Annotated in this window: 24 protein-coding genes; 10 read left to right on the top strand and 14 right to left on the bottom strand. The window is 72.1% G+C overall.

The window, feature by feature from the left end:
• Positions 1-88: 88 nt before the first annotated feature.
• Positions 89-1,594 (top strand): bifunctional phosphatase PAP2/diacylglycerol kinase family protein, encoded by a 1,506-nt coding sequence (locus tag V2W30_RS32685; protein WP_338702135.1) that lies wholly within the window; start codon positions 89-91, stop codon positions 1,592-1,594.
• 155 nt (positions 1,595-1,749) lie between these two features.
• Positions 1,750-2,577 (top strand): class I SAM-dependent methyltransferase, encoded by an 828-nt coding sequence (locus tag V2W30_RS32680; RefSeq protein ID WP_338702134.1) that lies wholly within the window; start codon positions 1,750-1,752, stop codon positions 2,575-2,577.
• A 21-nt stretch (positions 2,578-2,598) separates the two neighbouring features.
• On the opposite strand, the gene V2W30_RS32675 is transcribed toward V2W30_RS32680, so the two are convergent.
• From V2W30_RS32675 to V2W30_RS32620, 12 genes are all read right to left on the bottom strand, one after another.
• Complete coding sequence (locus V2W30_RS32675; RefSeq protein ID WP_338702133.1) at positions 2,599-2,910, bottom strand: gas vesicle protein K; 312 nt, start codon at positions 2,908-2,910, stop codon at positions 2,599-2,601.
• On the bottom strand, positions 2,907-3,095 hold the full coding sequence (locus V2W30_RS32670; protein WP_338702131.1) for a gas vesicle protein: 189 nt from the start codon (positions 3,093-3,095) through the stop codon (positions 2,907-2,909). The genes V2W30_RS32675 and V2W30_RS32670 overlap by 4 nt, the downstream gene beginning before the upstream one ends.
• Complete coding sequence (locus tag V2W30_RS32665; RefSeq protein ID WP_338702129.1) at positions 3,092-3,880, bottom strand: GvpL/GvpF family gas vesicle protein; 789 nt, start codon at positions 3,878-3,880, stop codon at positions 3,092-3,094. Before V2W30_RS32665 ends, V2W30_RS32670 begins: the two co-directional genes overlap by 4 nt.
• Complete coding sequence (locus V2W30_RS32660) at positions 3,877-4,215, bottom strand: gas vesicle protein (RefSeq protein WP_338702128.1); 339 nt, start codon at positions 4,213-4,215, stop codon at positions 3,877-3,879. Before V2W30_RS32660 ends, V2W30_RS32665 begins: the two co-directional genes overlap by 4 nt.
• Positions 4,212-5,363, bottom strand: coding sequence for an SRPBCC family protein (locus V2W30_RS32655; protein WP_338702127.1), 1,152 nt, complete (start codon positions 5,361-5,363; stop codon positions 4,212-4,214). Before V2W30_RS32655 ends, V2W30_RS32660 begins: the two co-directional genes overlap by 4 nt.
• Positions 5,350-6,102: a DNA primase gene (locus V2W30_RS32650; RefSeq protein ID WP_338702126.1), complete on the bottom strand. Its 753-nt coding sequence runs from the start codon at positions 6,100-6,102 to the stop codon at positions 5,350-5,352. Before V2W30_RS32650 ends, V2W30_RS32655 begins: the two co-directional genes overlap by 14 nt.
• The gene (locus V2W30_RS32645) at positions 6,099-6,323 is read right to left on the bottom strand and encodes a gas vesicle protein GvpG (protein ID WP_338702125.1); all 225 of its coding nucleotides are present in this window, start codon (positions 6,321-6,323) and stop codon (positions 6,099-6,101) included. Before V2W30_RS32645 ends, V2W30_RS32650 begins: the two co-directional genes overlap by 4 nt.
• A gap of 4 nt (positions 6,324-6,327) precedes the next feature.
• Positions 6,328-7,086 carry a GvpL/GvpF family gas vesicle protein gene (locus V2W30_RS32640; RefSeq protein WP_338702124.1) on the bottom strand — a complete coding sequence of 253 codons (759 nt, stop codon included), beginning with the start codon at positions 7,084-7,086 and terminating at the stop codon, positions 6,328-6,330.
• Positions 7,083-7,502 (bottom strand): gas vesicle structural protein GvpA, encoded by a 420-nt coding sequence (locus V2W30_RS32635; RefSeq protein WP_338702122.1) that lies wholly within the window; start codon positions 7,500-7,502, stop codon positions 7,083-7,085. The genes V2W30_RS32640 and V2W30_RS32635 overlap by 4 nt, the downstream gene beginning before the upstream one ends.
• 75 nt (positions 7,503-7,577) lie before the next feature.
• Entirely contained in the window at positions 7,578-7,919 is a 342-nt protein-coding gene (locus V2W30_RS32630; RefSeq protein ID WP_338702120.1) for a gas vesicle protein, read from the bottom strand.
• 252 nt (positions 7,920-8,171) lie between these two features.
• Positions 8,172-10,028 (bottom strand): transketolase, encoded by a 1,857-nt coding sequence (locus V2W30_RS32625; RefSeq protein ID WP_338702118.1) that lies wholly within the window; start codon positions 10,026-10,028, stop codon positions 8,172-8,174.
• Complete coding sequence (locus tag V2W30_RS32620; protein WP_338702116.1) at positions 10,025-11,368, bottom strand: NAD(P)/FAD-dependent oxidoreductase; 1,344 nt, start codon at positions 11,366-11,368, stop codon at positions 10,025-10,027. Before V2W30_RS32620 ends, V2W30_RS32625 begins: the two co-directional genes overlap by 4 nt.
• A 191-nt stretch (positions 11,369-11,559) precedes the next feature.
• Between V2W30_RS32620 and V2W30_RS32615 the strand changes: the two genes are divergently transcribed.
• Positions 11,560-11,796 (top strand): hypothetical protein, encoded by a 237-nt coding sequence (locus V2W30_RS32615; RefSeq protein WP_338702115.1) that lies wholly within the window; start codon positions 11,560-11,562, stop codon positions 11,794-11,796.
• Positions 11,797-11,815: 19 nt separating this feature from the next.
• Here the strand turns inward: V2W30_RS32615 and V2W30_RS32610 are convergent, their stop codons facing one another.
• Positions 11,816-12,190 carry a phage holin family protein gene (locus V2W30_RS32610; protein WP_338702114.1) on the bottom strand — a complete coding sequence of 125 codons (375 nt, stop codon included), beginning with the start codon at positions 12,188-12,190 and terminating at the stop codon, positions 11,816-11,818.
• 89 nt (positions 12,191-12,279) lie between these two features.
• Between V2W30_RS32610 and V2W30_RS32605 the strand changes: the two genes are divergently transcribed.
• The 7 genes from V2W30_RS32605 (at position 12,280) to V2W30_RS32575 (ending at position 19,015) form a co-directional block, all read left to right on the top strand.
• Positions 12,280-12,651, top strand: coding sequence for a VOC family protein (locus V2W30_RS32605; protein ID WP_338702113.1), 372 nt, complete (start codon positions 12,280-12,282; stop codon positions 12,649-12,651).
• Between the two features lie 96 nt (positions 12,652-12,747).
• Positions 12,748-13,500, top strand: coding sequence for a GntR family transcriptional regulator (locus tag V2W30_RS32600; protein ID WP_338702112.1), 753 nt, complete (start codon positions 12,748-12,750; stop codon positions 13,498-13,500).
• Between the two features lie 153 nt (positions 13,501-13,653).
• On the top strand, positions 13,654-14,955 hold the full coding sequence (locus V2W30_RS32595; protein WP_338702111.1) for an amidohydrolase family protein: 1,302 nt from the start codon (positions 13,654-13,656) through the stop codon (positions 14,953-14,955).
• Between the two features lie 277 nt (positions 14,956-15,232).
• Positions 15,233-16,192: a hypothetical protein gene (locus V2W30_RS32590; RefSeq protein ID WP_338702110.1), complete on the top strand. Its 960-nt coding sequence runs from the start codon at positions 15,233-15,235 to the stop codon at positions 16,190-16,192.
• Between the two features lie 42 nt (positions 16,193-16,234).
• On the top strand, positions 16,235-17,527 hold the full coding sequence (locus V2W30_RS32585; protein ID WP_338702108.1) for an ATP-binding protein: 1,293 nt from the start codon (positions 16,235-16,237) through the stop codon (positions 17,525-17,527).
• Positions 17,524-18,345 carry a serine/threonine-protein kinase gene (locus tag V2W30_RS32580; protein WP_338702107.1) on the top strand — a complete coding sequence of 274 codons (822 nt, stop codon included), beginning with the start codon at positions 17,524-17,526 and terminating at the stop codon, positions 18,343-18,345. The genes V2W30_RS32585 and V2W30_RS32580 overlap by 4 nt, the downstream gene beginning before the upstream one ends.
• 10 nt (positions 18,346-18,355) lie before the next feature.
• Positions 18,356-19,015 (top strand): hypothetical protein, encoded by a 660-nt coding sequence (locus tag V2W30_RS32575; RefSeq protein ID WP_338702106.1) that lies wholly within the window; start codon positions 18,356-18,358, stop codon positions 19,013-19,015.
• A 17-nt stretch (positions 19,016-19,032) separates the two neighbouring features.
• Here the strand turns inward: V2W30_RS32575 and V2W30_RS32570 are convergent, their stop codons facing one another.
• On the bottom strand, positions 19,033-21,009 hold the full coding sequence (locus tag V2W30_RS32570) for a DUF5107 domain-containing protein (RefSeq protein WP_338702104.1): 1,977 nt from the start codon (positions 21,007-21,009) through the stop codon (positions 19,033-19,035).
• Positions 21,010-21,033 lie beyond the last annotated feature (24 nt).

Genomic DNA, 21,033 nt, shown 5'->3' with positions numbered 1-21,033 from the left:
CGCATTGTGGACGCCCGTGCGGGTGACGGGCAAACGGATTGGCGACAGGGGCCGGGTGCGGCCGCGTTCACGGGGTACGGGTTCTTGCATGTGTGCCGACCTCGACCCCACCACGCCGCCGCTGGACGTGACTCCGCCGGAGCACTCCCTGCGCGCCCGCCTGGCAGCCCTGGACCTGCGCGTCTTCGAGATCGCCGCAGGTTCGAACTGGCCGGGCGCCGAACGCGTCCTGCCGAAACTGAGCCGCGCCGCCAACCACGGAGTGCTGTGGTTCGCGGTGGGCGGCGCGCTCGCCGCCTCCGGCTCCCCGAAGGCGCGCCGCGCCGCGGTGCGCGGCCTCGCCTCGCTCGCGCTCGCCTCGGCGACCATCAACACGCTCGGCAAACGGTCGGTGCGCCGCCGGCGGCCCGTCCTCGACCCGGTGCCGCTGGTGCGCCGGCTCAAGCGGCAGCCGTTCACGACGTCGTTCCCCTCGGGGCACTCGGCCTCGGCCGCCGCGTTCGCGACCGGCGTCGCCCTGGAGTCGCGGGGCCTGGGCGCGGCCGTGGCGCCGCTGGCGTTCTCGGTGGCCGCCTCCCGGGTCTACACCGGCGCCCACTTCCCCGGTGACGTGCTCGTGGGGGCCGCGCTCGGGGTGGGCGCGGCCTTCGCCGTACGCGGCCTGGTGCCGACGCGTGACCAGATGCCGTCACCGGGGCGTCCGCTGGTGGACGACGTCCCGGCGCTGCCGGGCGGCGAGGGTCTGGTGATGGTGGTGAACGCCAAGGCCGGGACGCCCGACAAGGTGCGGGCGCTGAAGGACGCGCTGCCCCACGCCGAGTTCGTGGACTTCACGGGCGGCGACCTCAAGGCCGAGCTGGAGAAGGTGGCGCCGCGCGCCCGCGCCCTCGGCATCTCCGGCGGCGACGGCTCGGTGAACACCGCGGCGCAGGTGGCGCTCGCCCACGACCTTCCGCTGGCGGTGCTGCCCGGCGGCACCCTCAACCACTTCGCGTACGACGCCGGGATCGAGGACGCGGGCGATCTGGTGCGGGCCCTGGAGGGCGGTGACGCGGTCGCCGTGGACGTGGGCCGCTTCACCTCGGACCGGACGTCCGGAATCTTCCTCAACACCTTCAGCCTGGGCGCGTACCCGGAGCTGGTGCACGAGCGCGAACGCTGGTCGTCGCGGATCGGCGGGCGCCTCGCGGACGTCGTCGCGGCGCTCCAGGTCCTGCGCCGCGAGCATCCGCTGGAGGTCGAACTGCACGGCAAGAAGAGGCCGTTGTGGCTGCTGTTCGCGGGGAACTGCACGTACCGGCGGATGGGTCTGACGGCCGGCCGGCGCGCGGACCTGGCCGACGGGCTGCTCGACGTGCGCACGGTCGACGGCGGCCGGCTGCCCGGGGTACGGCTGCTCGCGGCGGCGCTCTCGGGTCCACTGTCCCACTCCCCCTTCCACAACGCGACCCGGATGACGCGGCTGCGCGTGGACGGCGTCACGCCGGGCACGCCGCTCGCGTACGACGGTGAAGTCGGCGAGTGCGGTCCGGAGTTGACGGTCGACAAGCAGCACGAGGCACTGCGCGTGTACCGGCCGCTGAGCATACTGTGACGCCCCGTCAGAAGCGGCGCCGTACACCGCGCCACCGGCCGGCCATGTCCATATAGCAAGACGGGTATCTCACGATGCGAGTACGCGGCGTACGGTGATCGCATCACCCGGGGCACCGGCCCCGGGTGACCGTCACACCGTGAGGGGATCCCGTCATGCCGCAGGAGACCGCCGTGTACACCCACGGCCACCACGAGTCCGTGCTGCGTTCGCACACCTGGCGCACCGCCGCCAACTCGGCGGCCTACCTGCTCGGTTCACTGAAGCCGCACATGAAGATCCTGGACATCGGCTGCGGCCCCGGCACCATCACCGCCGACCTGGCCGCGCTGGTCCCCGACGGGCACGTCGTCGGCGCCGACCACGCCGCGGGCATCCTGGACCAGGCACGCGCCACGGCGGCCGAACGGGGCCTGACGAACGTGGAGTTCACGACGGCGGACGTGCACGCGCTGGACTGGCCGGACGACACGTTCTGCGTCGTCCACGCCCACCAGGTGCTCCAGCACGTCGGCGATCCGGTACTGGCGCTGCGCGAGATGCGCCGCGTGACGAAGCCGGGCGGGATCATCGCCGTACGGGACTCCGACTACGCGGCGATGACCTGGTACCCGCAGTCGCCCGGGATGACGCGGTGGCTGGACCTGTACCGGCGGGTGGCGCGGGCCAACGGTGGGGAACCGGACGCCGGACGCCGTCTCAAGTCGTGGGCGCTGGAGGCCGGTTTCGCGCCGCAGGACCTCACGGCCACCGCGGGGACGTGGTGCTACTCGACGCCGGACGAGATCGCCTGGTGGAGCGGTCTGTGGGCGGACCGCACGCTGGCCTCCGCGTACGCCGAGCGCGCGACGGAGGGCGGTCACGCCACCGTCGAACAGCTGACGGCGGTGTCCGACGCGTGGCGGGAGTGGGGCACGAAGGACGACGCGTGGTTCACCGTGCTGCACGGCGAGATCCTGGGCCGCAAGCGGGATCGCGCGTAAGTCCCCCGTCCCCGCGGGAGTTCAGCTCCTGGGCAGCAGCGGCCCCAGTGGCCCGAGGTCGATGTTCAGATCCTCGGGCCGCAGGTCGTAGCGGTCCCGTAGCTCGGCCATGCGGTCCTCCAGGAGCATCAGCGTGAGGCCGATCCGCTCCTCCTGGTCCTCGCTCAGATCCCCGGTGTCGAAGCGGCGCACCGCCTGCCGCTCCATGAGCTGGCGCAGGAGTTCCACCACGGTGAGCACGAGCTTCATCAGGTCGCGCTCGACGGTGTCGGGTTCGAGCTCGATACGCTGCTCGCGCTGTTGCTCACGGTGCTTCTGCGGACTGCTCGTCATGTCAACTCCGGCCACGGGGAAGGTACTTGTTCATTGACCGAGCTGATGAGGGCCTTGAGGTCGATGCGGACCAGGTCGACGTCGGCGATCCTCAGGGTGATGTCACCCGAGAGCACGACGCCGCCCGCGAGCAGCCGGTCGAGCAGGTCGACCAGGGCGATCTCGCGCCGTTCGATGACGGTCATTCCCGCTCGCCCCCCTCGTCGCCGACCGGGCCGCTGAACGAGTAGCCGGCCCAGGGGCCGGTGAGTTCGACGCGCAGGCCCGGCTCGCGGTCCTTGGTCGCGTCGACCCGCTCCACGAACTCCTCCGACGTGGCACGCTCCACCAGATAGGCGGCGTTGAGGACGTTGCGGCCGCTGGTACGGGACAGCTCCGGGTTCTGCGGTGGGTGGATGCGGCCGGCGGCGGCGTACCGCGCGAGGTCGTCGTGCAGTTCCTGCGCGAACCGTTCGGCGCGCTGCCAGGTGTCGTCGCGGGCCGTCCGCTCGGCCCTGAGGCGGCGCAGATAGTCGCGGCCCGAGGACGCGGCGGGCGTGGCCGGCGCGGTCTGGGCCTGCGCCGACGGCTCCTCCACGTACACCTTCACGCCCCATTCGACGCGCCCCTCGAGCCGGTCGAGGCCCGCACGGAAGCGGTCCTCCTCCTGTTCCAGCATGGTGCGGACGCCGCTGTCGTCACGGAAGACCGTGGCCAGGCGCAGCGGCAGCGGGCTGGTGACGGTGGTGAGGGCCGCGACCACGTTCTGGTGGGCGCGGGCCGTCTCCGTCAGCCAGTCGAGGTCCTCCATGTGGGCGCGGAGCGGGACCTCGGCGAAGTCCCGCTCCGGCACGCTGCCCACGATCGCGACGAGGCCGTGGTGCTCCAGCTGCGCGGGCGGCGCGCCCGCGACCCCGGTCAGTTCGGCCTGCAAGGGGGCGGCGAGCGGCCGGCACACGGCGTACACGTAGCGCAGGTCGTCCGTCGTCATGCGGTGTCCCTCTCCTCCCGGCCGATGCCGGACTTCTCCAGCTCGGCGAGGCGTTCCTTCAACTCGGCGTTCTCCCGCGCGAGTTCCTTGCGGCGCGCCCCCGACGACAGGGCCGGGTCGTCCTCCCACCAGTCGATGCCCATCTCCTTCGCCTTGTCGACGGACGCGACGATCAGGCGGAGTTTGATCGTGAGCAGTTCGATGTCGAGCAGGTTGATGCGGATGTCACCCGCGATGACGATGCCCTTGTCGAGGACGCGCTCGAGGATGTCGGCCAGATTGGCTCCGCCGCCCTCGCTGCGGTAGGTCTCGGGGAGTCGGCTCGCGGTGGTCATCCGCGGGCTCCCGCGCCGGCGCGGCGCCGCCGGGGCTCGGGCTCCGGCTCGTCCTCCGGCTCGGCGTCCTCGTAGGCCTCGTCGTACGGCTCCTCGTCGGCCTCGTCGCGCTCATCGAGGTTCTCGGGTTCGTCGCCCTCGTCGGCCTCGTCGTCGTACCGGCCGGGCTCCTCCGCGTCGGCGTCCTCGTGCTCGTCCCAGTCCTCTTCCTCGCCGCCTTCGTACGCGTCGTCCTGCGGCTTGTCCTGGGCCTCCTGCTCCTCCTGCTCCTCCTGTTCGCGGGCCTCGCGCTCCTGCTCCTCCTCTTCCACGGCGTCCTCGTGGCTGCGGACGACCTCGCCGTCCTGGATCTCGCCGCGCCAGCCGTCGCTCGCCTCGCCGCGCATCGTCACGAACCGCGCGAAGTGCTTGAGGTCGAGACGGGCCCGGCGGCCCTGGGCACGCCAGATGTTGCCGGTCTTCTCGAACAGGCCCTTCGGGTAGTACTCGATGAGCAGCAGCACGCGCGTCAGCCGGTCGCCCATCGGGTGGAAGGAGATGACACCCTTCGTCGTGCCCTTGGCGCCCTCGGACGTCCACTGGATCCGCTCGTCCGGCACCTGCTCGGTGGTGTGCGCCTTCCAACTCCGGGTGGACCAGAAGACCTTGAGCTGCCAGTCCGACGTGGTGTCGTCGGCGCGATTGGCGTTCTTGACGCCCTTCGCGAAGGTGCTGAACTCCTGGTACTGCGTCCACTGGTCGTACGCGGTCCGCAGATCGACACCGATGTCGATGAACTCCATGATGACGGTCGGCTTCTTGCCGGCGCCGCCCTTGCGCTTGCTCTTGCCGCCGCCGAGGCCCTTGAACGCCCCGACGACATTGTCCTTGAGCCGCCCCGCGCCCACCTCGACGGCGGTACGCAACGGGCCCTTGCCCTCGGCGAGTTTGCGGCCGCCGTCGAGGGCGAGCTTCGCGAAGCCGGGGCTGTTGCCCGCGGCGATGTCGTTCAGCTTGACCGTCGACTCGCCGAGCTTGCGGCCGGCGCCGACCAGGATCCGCTGTGCCTGCGCCGCCAGGTACTCCTGGAGTTCGGCCTTGAGATGGTCGGTGGCCTGGCTCTTCGCGAGGCCGGTGAGCGCGTTCTTCGGGCTGTCAGCCACGGCCACGGCCTCCCTTCGTGGTCGCGCGGGGCGCACTGCCCGCGGTCTTCTTGGCGGTACGGGCGGTCTTCTTCGCGGCGCCCCTGGACCCGCCGGTGCTCTGCTTCGCGGCGCTCTGCTTCCCGGAGGCCGCCGAGGTCTTCTTCGCGGCCGACGACGCGCGGGGCGCGCGCCGCTGCGGACGCTCGTCCTCGTCCTGCGCGTCCTCGTCATGCGCGTCCGCCTCGTGCGGGTCCGCGTCGCGGGCGCCCTGATCGGGGGCGTCCTCGTCGGGCTCATCGGCGTCGTGGGCGTCGCGGGCGTCGACCTCGTCGTCGTACGCCTCGTCCTCGTCGTCGTACGGCTCCTCCTCGGAGCGGCGGCTCCCGGGCACCACGGTGCCCGTCACCCGCTCGCCCGCGCCCCGCACGTCGTCCACGTCGGGCGCGACGCCCGATATCTGGTCGCGCACCCCCTGCGTACGGCTGTGCAGGCGACCCGCGAGGCCCTCGATCTGGCGCTCCACCAGGGCGCCCGACGCGGCCTTGCCGACGCCGCGCAGGTCCTCGCGGAGCTGGTCCCCGATCTCCTTGAACTGCGGGTTGTTCTCCAACTGCTGGCTCACCATGTCGGCGAGCGCGCGCGGGCTCAGCTTCATCCGCTTGCCCGCGACCATCGTGCCGACGGCGAACGCCAGCTTCATCTTCTTCGTACGCCCGAGGACGTAGCCGGCCCCTACCGCGAGGCCGAGCGCTACTCGGTTCACTTGCCCTCCAGCCGGTCGAGGAGCTGGTCCTCGATACGGTCAAATGTCTCCTGGTCGATCTCGCCGGCCATCAACTGCGCTTCCAGACGGGCGAGTTCGGCCCTGACTACCGCAGGGTCGTAGTACTGACGCTCGGCCTCGTTGAGCAACTGCTCCATCGCCCAGAAAGACCCGCGCACCGGCGCGAACGGCAGCAACAACACCTCTGTGATCAGACCCATCGGGTCACTGCTCCGCGCCCACGTCCGCGGGCTCCGAGGGGCCGGGCTCCACGAAGCTGTACGGCGGCAGCGGGCCGTTGACGGTGAGCTCGATGTGCGAATGGCTCCGGCGGACCTCCTCGATCGCGGCGAGGAAGCGCTCGGAGGTCTTCTGCTCGACGAGGAAGGAGAGGTTGGCCAGCCAGCCCGTGCTCTCCGGTCCGGTGGACACCGCCTCCGCCGCCGGTTCGAGCAGGTGCTGAAGTTCGACGGCGTCCTCGGCCTCGCGGGCCTGCACCGCCGAGACGACCACCTCGCCGAGGCGCAGCCGCTCCTCGTACGTGCCGCCGCCCACTTGCCTGTTGGCCTCGGCCAGGGTGCGGACCTCGGCGTTCTCGGCCATCACGCGATGCAGGACGGCTTCCTCGTCGTGCTGCGCCTTCACGTTGTACTCGACCTTGCCGTCGAGGGATGCGAGCCGCTCCAGATAGTGCTCCGCGCGCTCGGCGAGCACGTCCGCGACGGCCTTGTCGTCGGGGGCGAGGCTGCCGAACCGCATCGGCAGCACGGAGCCGCCGCCGCCCGCCTCGGCGAGGACGCTCTGGTGGGCGAGCAGATCGCGCCGCTTGGGGCGCAGGTCCTCGGGAGCCTCGCTCACGATCGCCGCGAGCGGGCCCTCCTTGACGATGCGCACCTCGCGCGCCGGGGCGCCGATGCCGCCCATGCCGGCGGGCAGCGACGGGTGTTCGGCGTTGGCGATGCCGTAGATGTAGGTGCTGGTCACTCCTGCTCCTCCTTACGGCGGCTCGGGGCACGGCGGGTGCGCTTGGGCTCGGGCTGGCCCTCGTCCCGCGCCTGGTTGAACGCTTCGGAGATGGTCTGCGCGGCCCCGGACAGGGCGCCCTTGGACTTGCCGCGCGCGCCCGACTCGGTGACCTCACCGACGAGGTCGGGCAGGCCGGGGCTGCGCTTCGCTCCCGCTTCCAGGTCGAGGCGGTTGCAGGCCTCGGCGAAGCGCAGGTAGGTGTCGACGCTGGCGATGACGACCCTGACGTCGATCTTCAGGATCTCGATGCCGACCAGCGAGACACGGACGAACGCGTCGATGACGAGTCCGCGGTCCAGAACGAGTTCGAGTACGTCGTACAGGCCGCTGGTGCCGCCACCGCCGCCTGACTGCTGTGCAGGGACAACGGTCATGGAGACCGGTCCTCCTTGTCTGTGTTGTGCGCGGGGTCTGTGTCGTGCGCGGGACAAGGGGCGAGGGCGGGCCCTCTAGTGGCCGCCGGAGCGCGACTCGGCACGCCCCCGCTCGTAGCGTCGGGTACGCCGGTAACCGGTGAGCACGCCGTGCGGGTCCAGGCTGACCTGGTAGCTCGCCAGCAGGCTCATCGTGTCGGGGACCCTGACCACTTCGAGGACCTCGATCTCCAACTCCCAGCCGTCCTCGGTCCGTTCGAAGGACGACACGGACTCCGCCGTCATACCTGTGAGCTCCGCCAATTGGGCGCGCGCCTCGCGCAGCACCTCCATGGGACCTGGCACGCCTCCCGCCTCGGTGGACTTGTTGTCCTCGTCGTGCGATGTGTCGCCGTGTGTCCTTTTCGTGTTCGTCATGTGCAGCCTCGTCCTCCGAGTCACCTCATGAGCCCTGACCAAACCTTCAACCGGCCTTCCGGGCCTGGAGTTTGCGACGGGCGGGAGCGAGTGCCCGCCCCTTCCCGAGCAGCCCGGCCCACGGCTCGGTGCGGGCCTGCTCGACGGCGTCCGTGACGCTCCAGCGTGCCGATGTCCTGTGCGGATGGTGCGTGTGCCGGTCATCGGGTCCGCGCCTCCGTCTCCGTGTACGGCGTGTACGGCTACCGGTGGTCAGGGGGTCACCGCGTGTTCGACCAGGAGCGAGACGCCCGCCACGATCGACGCCGCGTCGATGCCGGCCGCGCGGAGCTGCTCCTCCGGTGTCGCGGACCCGGGCATGGTGCGTACGGCGAGGCGGACGAGCCGCGGCCCCGGCTCCCCGTCGTCGAAGACCTCGGCCACCGCGTCGCCGATCCCGCCCTCGGGCCGGTGGTCCTCCACGGTGACCAGGCATCCGGTCGCCCGCGCGGCCTCGCGCAGCGTGCCGCGGTCGACCGGCTTGACCGAGTACAGGTCGATCACCCGTACCGGGATCCCGGCCGCGCCCAGTTCGTCCGCGGCGACCAGCGCCTCGTGGACGGTGGCGCCCGCGGCGACCAGCGTGAGCCGGTCCTCGCCGCTGGACCGCAGGACCTTGCTCCCGCCGACCGGGAACTCCTCGTGCGGCGGATAGATGACGGGGGACGTGCCGCGCGATGTCCGCAGGTACCGGATGCCGCTCAGCTCGGCCATGGAGCCGACGAGCCGGGCCGTCTGGTTCGCGTCGCACGGGTACAGGACGGTCGAGCCGTGCACCGCGCGGAACATCGCCAGGTCCTCCAGGCCCATCTGCGAGGGCCCGTCCTCGCCGATGGCGACGCCTGCGTGCGAGCCGACCAGGTTGATCCCCGCGCCGCTGATGGCGGCCATCCGTACGAAGTCGTGCGCGCGGGTCAGGAACGCCGCGAACGTGGACGCGTACGGGAGCCATCCGCGTACCGCCATCCCGACGCTCGCCGCGACCAGCTGCTGCTCGGCGATGTAGCACTCGAAGTACCGCTCGGGGTGTTCCTTGGCGAACAGCTCGGCGCGGGTGGAGTCGCCGACCTCGCCGTCGAGCGCGACGACGTCGCCGCGGGCGGTGCCGAGCGCGGTGAGGGCCTGGCCGAACGCGTCGCGGGTGGCGGCCTCGTCGCCGACCTCGTAGCGGGGCAGGTCGAGGTGGCCGCTGCGGACGGCGTGCAGGATGCGGGCGGCGGGCGGGGCCTGGACGTCCACGCGCGCGCCGCGGTCGCCGCCGAGCTCCTCGACGGCCTCCGCCGCCTCGGGCAGCGGTTTGCCGTGCAGGCCCTCGCGGTCCTCGACGGCGGCGACGCCCTTGCCCTTGAGGGTGCGGGCGAGGATCACGGTGGGCTGCCCCGAGGTGGAGCGGGCCTCGGCGTAGGCGCGGTCGACGGCGGCCACGTCGTGCCCGTCGGTCTCCACGGTGTGCCAGCCGAACGCCTGGAAGCGGCGCGCGTACGCGTCGAGGTCGTGGCCGTGCCGGGTCGGCCCGCGCTGCCCGAGCCGGTTGACGTCGACGATCACGGTGAGGTTGTCGAGGTGTTCGTGCCCGGCGTGCTCGGCGGCCTCCCACACGGAGCCCTCGGCGAGTTCGCTGTCGCCGCACAGGACGTAGACGCGGTAGCCGACGCGGTCGAGCCGCTTGCCCGCGAGGGCGATGCCGACGCCGACGGGCAGCCCCTGGCCGAGGGAGCCGGTGGCGGTCTCGACCCAGGGCAGACGCTGCGGTGTCGGGTGCCCTTCGAGGCGGCTGCCGAGCTTGCGGAACGTCAGCAGCTCGGTGTCGTCGAGCGCCCCGGCCGCCTTGTACGCGGCGTAGAGCAAGGGGGACGCGTGCCCCTTGGACAGGATGAAGCGGTCGTTCGCGGGATGGGCGGGGCGTTCGAAGTCGTAGCGGAAGTGGCGGGCGAGGAGGACGGCCATCAGATCGGCGGCGGACATCGACGAGGTGGGGTGTCCCGATCCGGCGGCGTCGGCCGCGCGCACCGCGTCGACCCTCAACTGCTGGGCGAGGTCGTGGAGTTCGGCATCGGTGTAGGTGGTCACGGGGTACCTCCATGGTGCTGGTCGGGGGCGCTGTCGGGCACCCGTGCGAGTTCGGGCGAGGCCGTGTCCAGGGGGACGGACCAGGAGCGGACGAGCCCCAACTGGACGGCCTGGCGCGGCAGTACGGCGTCCAGGAGCCAGTCGGCGGCGACCCGGATCCGGTTGCCCGGCATCGCGGCGAGGTGGTAGCCGCGGGTGACGGCGCCGGCGAGCGGCCCGGACAGGTGGATGCCGAGGGGGTTCGCCGCGGCCTGGGCGCCGCCGAGGTCGACGGTGAAGCCGAGGTCCCGGTGCCGGTAGCTGCGGCGTTCGCCGTAGCCGAGGGACGCGGCGACGTTCAGTCCGGCCACGCGCCCCTGCCGCCAGGCGTGCTGAGCGGTCATCGCCGTGTACCGGCCGGGCTTGTCCAGGTCGGGCACGGCGGCGGCGTCACCGCAGGCGAAGACCTCCGGATGGCTCGGCACGTTCAGGTACGGGTCGACGAGGAGCCGCCCGCGCTCCAGGGGCCGGCCGAGACCGGCGACGAGCGGGTCGGGCCGGACGCCGACGCACCACACGACGGTGCGGGTGTCGACGAACTCCCCGTCGTCGAGCAGGACGCCGTCATCGGTGGCCTCCTTCACGGAGGTGCCGGTGCGGACCTCCACGCCGCGTCCGCGCAGCACCTTGTCGGACGTGCGGGACAGCCGCTCGTCGAGTTCGGGCAGGACGCGGGGCGCGACGTCGAGCAGCATCCAGCGCGGCCTGATGCCGTCGCGCAGCGGCCGCTTCTTCACGAGCGCGTCGGTCAGCAGCTGTCCCTGCGCGGCGACCTCGGTGCCCGTGTACCCGGCGCCCACGACGACGAAGGTGCAGCGGGCGCGGCAGTCCTGCGGGGTCTCGGCCGCCGCGGCGAGTTCGATCTGCCGGGTCACGTGGTCGCGCAGGTACAGCGCCTCGGGCAGACCGCGGAAACCGTGCGCGTGCTCGGCGACGCCGGGCACCGGCAGGAGTTTGTTGACGCTGCCGACGGCGAGCACGAGCCGGTCGTACTCCAGGACGCCGCGCCCGCCCTCCGGACCGCGGTAGGAGACGGTACGGGCCTCCAGGTCGACGCCGTCGGCCTCGCCGAGCACGAGCCGGGCGTGCGGCAGTGTCCCGGACAGCGACACCGTGACCCGGCGCGGCTCCAGGGTGCCCGCGGCGACCTGGGGCAGCAGCGGCAGGTAGAGGAAGTAGTCGGTCGGGTTGAGCAGGGTGACGTCGGCGCTGCGCCGGGCCACCCGGGTCAGCATGCGGGCGGCCCGGTATCCGGCGAACCCCGCTCCGACGATCAGGACGCGCGATCGGGTTCGGCTCACGGTTCTCCTCCGGGGACACGGAACTCGGAACCCTCCGCGTCCCCGAGCGGGGCGCCACCAAACGTGAGGCGTCCGCGCCGCCGCGATGACATTCCGTGGAACCGCACCGGAGCTTCTGGTCATCGGGGGCGTTCGGGGTCGGGCAAGAGGTCGGTGGGCCAGGAGGTGGCGGCGCTGCCGCGGGCGCTGTCGTGGCGCACGCGTACATCGAGGGCGTCGCCCTCGACGCGATGCGTCCGGCGCCCGCGGGCGTCCCGGCCCGCTCAAGAACCCCGGGGCGCGATCAGGTGGCGATGTGGCGCATCTCTGGGGCGCTCGGCCACCACCGCCGCGTCTGCCCGCACACGGCATCGGTCCTCGCGGACGCGACGTCGACGGTCACCGGCGCACCGGACCCGGACGAGCCGGGCATCACGCGCGTACGGTGACGGGGGTGGCCCGCCGCGATCAGCGCGGCGCGCCGGTGGCGCCGGGCGGCGGGGTCGACGGCATCGGCGGGACCTCGGGCCCCTTCGGCTTCCCGGGCCGGGCCGCGGTGCGCAGCGCGTACGCGGCCACGCCGAGGACGGCCCCCATGACGAGGGCCGCGCCCCAGTCGGGCATGCCGAGGGCGAGCACCAGACCGAGGGCGAGGGCGACGGCCGCGCCCGCGTACAGCGCGGCGGCGCCGGCACCGGCGTACATCATCACGCGGCGTCGCTGGCCGGCCTCGGCCAGCTCGGCCCGCACCGCGTCACGGACGGCGTGCGAGACGCGACCGGACAACTCGTCGTTCATCGGATTCTCGACGCGCTGGTCGATGTGCTGGTCGATGCGTTCCATGCGCCCCGGGTACCCGTGGCTCCCGTACCGTAACGGCGGCTTCCGCGAAAGGATCACGGTGCCCGGCGGCGCCAACTAGGCTTCCCCGTATGGACATCCTGGGAACCACGCTGCGTATCTGCGTCGCGAACCTGGAGGCGCTGGAGTCGTCGGTCTCGTTCTACGAGAACCTGACGGGCAGCCGGGCGCAGCGCTTCGAGCGCGGCGGCGTCTCGGTCGCCGCGGTGGGCTGCTTCCTCCTGATGAGCGGCCCCGAGCGCGAGCTGGAGGTGCTGCGCAAGGTGTCGGCCACGATCGCGGTGCCCGACGTCGACGAGGCGAACGCGGTCCTGACGGCGTCCGGCGCCAAGGTCGTCGCGGGCCCGGTGCCCACCCCGGCGGGCCGCAACCTGATCGCCCTGCACCCCGACGGCTCGGTCTTCGAGTACGTGGACCGCCAGGTGACGGCGGAGGCGCCCTAGGGGACGCCCGATCGCACGCGGTTCCCCTGAAGCGGCGGGAGACCCAGGAGGTGCACGTATCCTCGCCCGGGGCACGAAGGGTGAAGGACGGTGCACGTGACGGGCAAGGCAGTGGAGCCGGGGCAGGGGCGTACGTCGCTCAGCGCGCAGGCGCGCGACGAGGTGCGCCGGCGCATCGTCGACCGCCGCTACCCGATGGGCGCACGGCTCGTGGAGCGCGAGGTCGCCGAGGAGCTGCGCATGTCCCGGGTGCCGGTGCGCGAGGCGCTGCGCGCGCTCGTCTCCGAAGGACTCCTCGAGCTGCTGCCGCACAGCGGTGTCCGCGTGCGACGCCTGGAACGGGCCGACGTGGCGCACCTGTACGAGGTGTGGGAGCCGCTGGCCGTGCAGGCGTCGCGGCTCGCGGCCCGCGCGGTCGCCACGGCAGCGCCCGACGCGCTGCCGGGCCTGGCCGCGCTGCGCGGCTTGCTCGACCGGGCCGAGCGGGCGGCCGCGGCGGACGAGGGGACGCGCGAGGTGGCGGCCCACACGGCGTTCCACGAGGAGATCGTGGCGCTCACCGGCAATCCGCTGCTGTCCCGCACGATGGAGCAGCTGAGCGGGCAGTTGCGGTTGCTGTTCGGGATGCGGGAGGAGCCCGCGCACATGCGGGCGCAGCACGCGGACATGTTCCGGCACATCGCGGCGGGCGACACGGAGGCGGCGGCGGCGAGCACGCTGCTGCACGTCAGGGACAGCCGTGCGGTGGCGCTGAAGTCGCTGTTCGGGGACACGGGCCTGGCGGACACCGGCATCGGCGACACCCGTACCGGAGACACGGGCCCCACCGACCCCGCTTTGTATACCTAGAGCGACCGGTCGCCCTCGCGGCACCTCCAGCACCTCCGACATTCCCGGCTAAAGCCGCACCCCAGAGCGTCCGACGCCGGGCGGCCTTGTCGTCACCCTCCCCTTGGTATACAAAAAGCGGGCCAGGCCACTCCTCCCCTCAAGGAGAACCGCATGACTCCCCCTCCCCTGTCCCGGCGCGGTGTCCTCGCGGGCGCCGCCTCGCTCGGCGCGGCGTTCACCCCGACGGCCGCGTCGGCGGCACAGCCGTCCACGCCCGGGAGCGGCCCCGCCCCGAAGAAGGCCGTGGTCTTCCGTGACGTACGCCCCTTCGGCGCCGAGGAGGCCGTCGACCTGACGGTCGTCGACGGACGGATCAGCGACGCGCCCGCCCCGCGCGGCGCGAAGGTGGTCGACGGCGGCGGACGGCTCGCGCTGCCCGCGCTCGTGGACGCGCACATCCACCCCGACAAGACGAGCTGGGGCGGTGACTGGGTCAGCCGCGAGCCGGCCTCCGGCATCGCCGAGTACTGCGCGCAGGACGTCGAGCTGTTCCGGTCGCAGAAGCGCCCGGTCGGCGAGCGGGCGTACGGCCTGATGGCGCACGCGGTGACGCGCGGCACGCGCGCGATGCGGGCGCACGCCGACGTGGCACCCGCGTACGGTCTGGCCGGGCTCGAAGGCGTGGCCGAGGCGCGCGAACGCCTCGCCGACGCGCTCGACGTGCAGATCGTCGGGTTCCCACAGCACGGCGTCATCCGTACGCCGGGGACGGCGAAGCTCCTGGAGGACGCGGCGCGCTCCGGACTCGTCGACATGATCGGCGGCATCGACCCGATCAGTTTCGACCACGCCCTGGACGAGCAGCTCGACCTGGTCTTCGGCCTGGCGGACCGCTACGGCGTCGGCGTCGACATCCACCTCCACGACCGCGACGAGAAGGGCACGACGGTGCTGCGCGGCATCATCGAGCGCACCCGCGCCCTGTCCCTGCGCGGCAAGGTGACGGTCAGTCATGTGTTCTGCCTGCCGTTCCTGTCGGACAGTGAACTCGACACGATGGCGGGCGACTTGGCGGACCTGGACATCGCCCTGACGACGGTCGCGCCGAACGAGTCGCTGGTCCTGCCGATCACGAAGCTGCACGAGCACGGGGTCCGTGTCGGCCTCGGCTCGGACGGCGTCCGCGACTCCTGGAGCCCGTTCGGCAACGCGGACATGCTGCACCGCGCGCACCTCCTCGGCTGGGTCACGGACGTCCGCCTCGACGACGAACTGACCGCCTGCTACACGGTCGGGGCCCATGGCGGCGCCGACGTGATGGGCCTGGACCGCGCCGGTTTCGAGCCGGGCGACCCCGCGGACTTCGTCCTGGTCCGCGGCGAGTGCGTACCGCAGGTCGTGGTCGACATGCCGCAGCGCGACATGGTCGTCCACGGGGGTCAAGTGGTCGCCCGCAACGGGGAGTTGGTGTAACACCGGCGGTCTCCCACCACCGGGTGGGGCCACGCCCCACCCGGCTGCCCACCGATGCCCGACCGACGTACAACCGCAGCCGGTTCGTGTTCCTCGCACCGCCCTCCGTGCGGCATTTCTCCTGCTATCTTCGGCAGCGACGGTGTCGGACACATCGGAGTGCGGGGAACAGCAAGGTCGGTCGACGCGCCGGGGGCGAGGCACGCCTCTCCACCGGATGTCGCTCCTCCGTCGGCAAGCCGTTTCACGTGGCACACCGGGCGTGAAAGGGATCTCTATGTCGCATCGGGACCTGTCTGCCGAACCCACGGGCCTCCCCGCCACGTACGAGGAGTTCGTGGGCGGCACCTTGGCCGAAAAGGTCGAGAACATCAGCGACTTCCGCTTCGTGACGGAGTATCAGAAGAGCGGACCGCTCAGCGCCGAGATGGCCGAAGCACTGGTGGCCGTGGGCTACCGCGTCCTCAACGACTTCCTCGAACTGAGGGGCATCCACTACCTCGACGTGCTCGAGGCCCGCACCCAGGTGGACGGCGACAACCCGAACTCGATCTCCCACGTGGAGTTCACCTTCGGGCACGACCTCCACCACTGCGCCTTCATCATCGGTACGGACCGTTTCGAGATCCACCGGCGGCCCTCGTCGTTCGCGGACTTCTACTCCTGGTACCTGCTCTTCATGGCGGAGGCGGAACGGATCGAGGCGACCTTCCGGCGGACCATGGAGAACGTGGCCAACCGGCCGCTGCGCCCGGCCCGCTCCCAGCACACCTTCGTCTTCTACTTCAGCGATTTCGTGCGCTACGACGGCGGCGGCGGCAAGCCGAAGATCCGTAACACGGAGGTGCTCAAGGAGATCGTTCCGAACATCCCCGACTCCAGCGGGCGGATGGCGTCGCCCACCGCCCTCGACCTCTACCGCCTCGACCTGACCATCTCCAAGAGGGAGAAGTTCAAGGACCCGTTGCGCGGTACGGAGAAGCCGCGCAACACATGGATCACCATCGAAGCACCGTTCAACGAGAACGGCCGCTTCATCGTCTTCACGGCCCAACTGCGCAACACGGCCGCCGAGAACCTCTCCGAGAGCACCATTCACGGCACCTTCGGATTCGACTCCGACTCCAGCAGCGACTACCGCATCGCCCTGGTGGACTTCCTTCGCGACGGCGTCCTCGACGGGTTCGTGAAGGAGATGTTCAGGACCTGCCGGTTCCGGACCCAACGCCAGATGTGATCGGCGCACTCGGCAGAACCCGTCAGAACGGAGTCGATCCCGGTGTCGGATCCCAGAGTTGTCCCCCTTCCGCTCGGCGCCAAATGGAGCGACCTGAGCACACCCCTGCACGAGCCCGAGAGCATCCGCATCAAGACCTACCTCCAGGGGATCGCCGATGACGATCTGATCACCCTCCAGTGGCCGAGCACCATCGTCGGCAGTTTCGACGAGGGCGAGGTCGTCGAGCGGATGGTCATCGTCAGCCAGGACGGCGGCCGCTGGCTGCGCCAGGCGGCCCACGGCATGCAACCCGAGGCCCTCCTCGACCATGTCGCGTCGATCTACCTGTGCGCCTCCCGCACCGTGCAGGGGATCGAACTGCGCTATGTCTTCGTCGACCTGGACGACAGCGGGCCCTTCCTGGTGTGCCGCCGCGACGACTTCAAGGCGGTGTACACCGCGCTCAACTCGCGCGGCAAGGACGTCGGCCGGGTGTGGAAGGGCGCCAGACTGCTCGACGCCGACCTGTGGCGGCAGGTCGACCCCGACTCCTACGTCTTCGCCGACGGCCTGATGGAGAAGGTGAAGGCGAACACGTCGGGCTTCCTCCAGGGCGAGACCGCGAACCTGCTCCTGGAGTGGGGAGTTCCGCCCAAGCGGGGCGTCCTGCTGCACGGATCGCCCGGCAACGGCAAGACCATCCTGAGCCGGCTCGCCGTACGGCACGCCGTCGAGACGGGGATCAACGCCGTGTTCCTCGACGTCGCCAACCTCTGGGACTGGACCGAGATCGGGGACCATCTGCGCATGGCGGCCTCCCGCTCGCCCGTCCTGATCGTCCTCGACGACCTCGACATCTACTGCGGGCTGCGGGCGACCGACAACCAGAACAGCCAGGAGATGCGCCAGCGTTTCCTCGCCGACCTGCTGGAGTTCCTCGACGGGATGGAACCCACCCAGGGGTACGTGCTCCTCGCCACCGCCAACCACATCGAGAACCTGGACTCGGCCCTGCTGCGCTCGGGCCGCCTCGGCGTCCACATCCCGGTGCACGGGCCCGACAAGACCCAGCGAGAGGAACTGCTGCGCCAGGCACTCGAGGGGCCCGGGGGCGTCAAGCCGCCGCGCCTCGCCAAGGGAGCCGCACTCCTGGAGGGCTGTTCCTACGCCGACATCGCCGAGTGCGCCAAGCGCTACAAGCAGGCGGTCGTCAACGTTCACCAGCGCATCACCAGCGACCAGCGGCTCTTCGACGAGACCGCCGAGGAGTTCGCGAAGTCGATGGCGGCGGACCGGGCCAAGCGGCTCCCGGCGCCGGACGCCGACGAGAAGCCGGACGAGGAGAAGGCATGAAACACGTCCCCGAGCCGGGCGACTCGATCACCATGGACAAGGGCGCCTGGGTCCTCGGCGAGCGCATCGGCAGCGGCGGCTTCGGCCTCGTGTTCCAGGCCCGCCGGGGCGACGGCGCGACCGGCGCCGTGAAGCTGATCGAGAAGGCGCCCGGCGCGGACCGCGAACTGCTGCTCGGCCGCACGCTGGCCGAATCGCCGCACGTCGTGCCGGTCCTCGACGCGGGCGAGACCGAGGACCACTGGGCTCTCGCCATGCCGCTCGCCGACACCTCGCTCGATGTGCGGCTGGCCCGGCAGGGCGGCGCCCCGCTCCCCCTGACGGACACCCTGGCGGTGCTGCGCGATATCGCCGCCGCGCTGGTCGCCCTCGACGGGCAGGTCGTCCACCGCGACCTCAAACCGGCGAACATCCTTCTCCTGAACGGCAGTTGGCGGCTCGCCGACTTCGGCATCTCGCGCTACGCCGAGGCGTCGACGGACCCCAACACCCGCAAGCACAGCCTCACCCCGCCGTACGCCGCGCCCGAACAGTGGCGCGGCGACCGGGCCACGGGGGCCACGGACGTCTACGCGGCCGGTGTCGTCGCCTACGAACTCCTCACCGGCAGCCGCCCGTTCAAGGGCCCGCAGAGCCACGACTACCGCCGCCAGCACCTGAGTGATCCCCTGCCACCGCTGCCGCGGGACGTGCCGGCGGAGCTGGCGGCCCTGGTGAAGGAGTCCCTGTTCAAACCGGCCGGGGCCCGCCCCACCGCCCGCGACCTGCGGGCGCGCCTCGACCGCTTCGACCGTGCGAGGTCGTCCAAAAGGCCTTGACCGGCTCCGGGTGTGGAACGACCGGGAGACGGACCGCGTCTTCCATGAACTCAGCCACGCGGCCGGCGCCGACATCGCCTCGGCCGACCGGGCAGAGCTGTTCCACGCCGCGGCGACGCTCCTCGAGTCGATCACCGAGCGGCTGCGCACGGAACTCACCGAGGCCGCCCGGCAGGCCCAGGAGCAGGCCGACTCCCCCTTGTTCTGGTCACTGCGCCTGCCGACCGCCGAACTCCGCATCGGTATCGCCGACCCCGTGGTCCCCGCACCCGGCATGCCCTTCGACGTGATCGCGGCGGCCGAGATCCGGCTGACCCCGCACGACCGGCGGGCGCCGGGGCGCGGTCACGCGCTGTGGTACTGCGACGCCGACGAACCGGGGACGTTCCGCTGGTACGAGACGGCCTTCGCGCCCTGCCATCCGGACCGCGTGCACCTCGAACATGTTCCGTGCGCGCTGTCCCCGGAGACGGCCGAGGCGCGGGACGCGTTGGCGCCGTCCGCGGCTCAGGAGGAGTTCGACGTCGTCTGGCCCGTCACGGAGTTGACCGACCTCACGCTCGACGAGTTCGTCGACCGGTGGGCCGGCTGGCTGGCCGCGGCGGCGGCCGGACAGCCGCTCGAACCGGAGCGCCGGTCCGACGCGGCGGGAACCTGGCGCCTGGGCTGAGCCATCGGCGCCGGCCGTCAGCCGGTCGCCGGCCTCGCCCGCATCCGGAAGTCGTAGCGCGCGGGCAGCTCCTCCCCCGGCGCCACCCGGTCCCACATCTCCCCGATCGCCTCCGCTCCCTCGCGCAGATCCGCCACCTCGAAGCCCTCGTCGAAAACGGCGCGTGCCGCCGTCAAGTCCCCTTCCGCGAGGAGGAGTTCGACCTCCAGGAAGCGGAAGCGGCCGCGCGCCCGGGTCGCCGGACGCAGCCGCTGCCAGACGGAACGCGCCGCCGCCGTCCGGCCGACGGCCAGCAGCGCCTCGATCGCCTCGCGGCCCAGCGCGGCGGTCGCGGCGAGCCAGACCTCGCCGTCGTCGCGGCGCTCCGCGCACAGGTCGTCGAAGGCCTCCGCGTACCGGTCAGCGGCCCGCTCACCGTGGCCGTCGGCGGTGTCCGCCACGGCGAGGCAGCGCAGGAACGGCCAGACGGACGGGGCCAGTTCGAGGCCGCGCTCCCAACTGCGCACGGCCTGAGCCCGGTCCCCCGCGTGCCACTGGGCGAGGCCCAGGTGGTATTCGGCCAGCGGCCGCGCGGGGGCCGTCTCCAGCATGTCGCGCCAGGGCGCCGAGACCAGCGAGGGTCCGGGCGGGCCGACCTTGCGGGGCTCGGGGAACACCCCGCTCTCCAGGAGGGCCCGCCAGGGCTCCTGGTCCGGCCCGATCGTCGTCTCCTCGAACGGCGTGCCCTCCACCTTCACCCCCGTCCGCAGCACTTCGAGCGCGCCCCAGCCGGATCCGACGGCGAGCCGCTCGCCGGGTTCCGCGTCGGCGTGCGGCCGCCACGCCGCGTAGGCGGCGTCGACGGCGGCCCGTGGCAGCGCCGCTTCGAGCCGCCGCTCCACCTCCGCGACGGCGCCGTCCCAGTCCCCCGCCGCGTGCACCGCGCCCGCGTCGGCGCCGAGCGGCCCGTACGCCTCCAGCCAGCTGAACTCGCGCGCCGACTCCAGGCGTACGTGTTCCAGCTGGGTGCGGGCGAGGCCCGCCTGGATCTCGGCGTAGCCGCCGGTGCCGGGCTCGGTGAGCCACTCCTGCCAGCACCGCCCGCCGGGGCCGGTGCCCCACACGAAGAGCTTGCGGCCGCGCAGCACGTCGGTCGATGTCTGTACGAGGCCCTGCCCGGCGTCGTCGAGCGCGGCGATCCAGCGGCGCCGGCCGTCCTCGACATCGTAGAAGTAGTCGGCGGCGTACTCGCTGTTCAGCGGGTAACTCCGGTCGGCTCCATCGGAGTCGGGCACCGGCTTGCGGCTCAGGCGGTGCTCGTACCCGAAGTGCCAGGCCGCGTCGGCGGGCGCGAGGACGCGGCGCTCCTCCGGAACGGCGATGTTGGACCACCAGTACACCGGCGCGGGCTTCTCGTGCGGATTGCGGACGCGGACGCCCACGTAGAGGAAGTCGGAGTCCTCGGGGAGCCACAGGTCGATCTGGAAGGGGAGGTCGCGCAGGCGCTCCCATTCCCACAGGCGCAGCATCTCGCCGCCGTCGGGCGCCGTGACGCGAGCCGCGTGCAGGGGTGCGCAGGACAGCGTGGAGTGTCCGGTGGCGCCGATGTTCCATTCGATGCCGCCGGAGAACCAGGCGCCGTTGAGCGCGAAGGCGGCGGGCTGGAACACCGGGTTGCGGTACAGGAGTTCGCGTCCGGTCGGCTTGTGGAACAGGGAGTGGACGCGGCCGCCGAGACCCGGCAGGACGGTCACCCGCAGCCGGTCGTTCTCCAGGACGATCGTGTCGAGGTCGACCGGCGCCCGGTCGCGTCCGTACCCGTCGAGGAGACGGGTGGGCAGCAGGCTGCGCAGCGGCCGGTAGCCGAGCTGGCGGGTCATGTCGAGCGGGAGTCCCGCCGTCGACCGGTCGTCGAGGGCGTGCACGTCGTCGAGCGGCCGCAGCGGCGGCAGTGGGTTGACGGGGCCGGGCAGGACGCCCGGCAGGGTCAGCACCTCGCGGCGGATGATGGTCACGTCTGCCTCCCGTCGCCCGGGGCG

It is taken from the genome of Streptomyces sp. Q6, assembly GCF_036967205.1.
GTDB classification, from domain to species: Bacteria; Actinomycetota; Actinomycetes; order Streptomycetales; family Streptomycetaceae; genus Streptomyces; species Streptomyces citrinus.
This window is presented reverse-complemented; position numbering and strand designations above follow the sequence as displayed.

Excerpts from the sequence above, each read along its gene's own strand:
- V2W30_RS32630 (WP_338702120.1), bottom strand. The coding sequence starts at position 7,919 with ATGACGAACACGAAAAGGACACACGGCGACACATCGCACGACGAGGAC.
- V2W30_RS32590 (WP_338702110.1), top strand. The coding sequence starts at position 15,233 with ATGTCGCATCGGGACCTGTCTGCCGAACCCACGGGCCTCCCCGCCACG.
- V2W30_RS32635 (WP_338702122.1), bottom strand. The coding sequence starts at position 7,502 with ATGACCGTTGTCCCTGCACAGCAGTCAGGCGGCGGTGGCGGCACCAGC.
- V2W30_RS32675 (WP_338702133.1), bottom strand. The coding sequence starts at position 2,910 with ATGACGAGCAGTCCGCAGAAGCACCGTGAGCAACAGCGCGAGCAGCGT.
- V2W30_RS32580 (WP_338702107.1), top strand. The coding sequence starts at position 17,524 with ATGAAACACGTCCCCGAGCCGGGCGACTCGATCACCATGGACAAGGGC.
- V2W30_RS32595 (WP_338702111.1), top strand. The coding sequence starts at position 13,654 with ATGACTCCCCCTCCCCTGTCCCGGCGCGGTGTCCTCGCGGGCGCCGCC.
- V2W30_RS32685 (WP_338702135.1), top strand. The coding sequence starts at position 89 with ATGTGTGCCGACCTCGACCCCACCACGCCGCCGCTGGACGTGACTCCG.
- V2W30_RS32670 (WP_338702131.1), bottom strand. The coding sequence starts at position 3,095 with ATGACCGTCATCGAACGGCGCGAGATCGCCCTGGTCGACCTGCTCGAC.
- V2W30_RS32660 (WP_338702128.1), bottom strand. The coding sequence starts at position 4,215 with ATGACCACCGCGAGCCGACTCCCCGAGACCTACCGCAGCGAGGGCGGC.
- V2W30_RS32605 (WP_338702113.1), top strand. The coding sequence starts at position 12,280 with ATGGACATCCTGGGAACCACGCTGCGTATCTGCGTCGCGAACCTGGAG.
- V2W30_RS32665 (WP_338702129.1), bottom strand. The coding sequence starts at position 3,880 with ATGACGACGGACGACCTGCGCTACGTGTACGCCGTGTGCCGGCCGCTC.
- V2W30_RS32610 (WP_338702114.1), bottom strand. The coding sequence starts at position 12,190 with ATGGAACGCATCGACCAGCACATCGACCAGCGCGTCGAGAATCCGATG.
- V2W30_RS32680 (WP_338702134.1), top strand. The coding sequence starts at position 1,750 with ATGCCGCAGGAGACCGCCGTGTACACCCACGGCCACCACGAGTCCGTG.
- V2W30_RS32645 (WP_338702125.1), bottom strand. The coding sequence starts at position 6,323 with ATGGGTCTGATCACAGAGGTGTTGTTGCTGCCGTTCGCGCCGGTGCGC.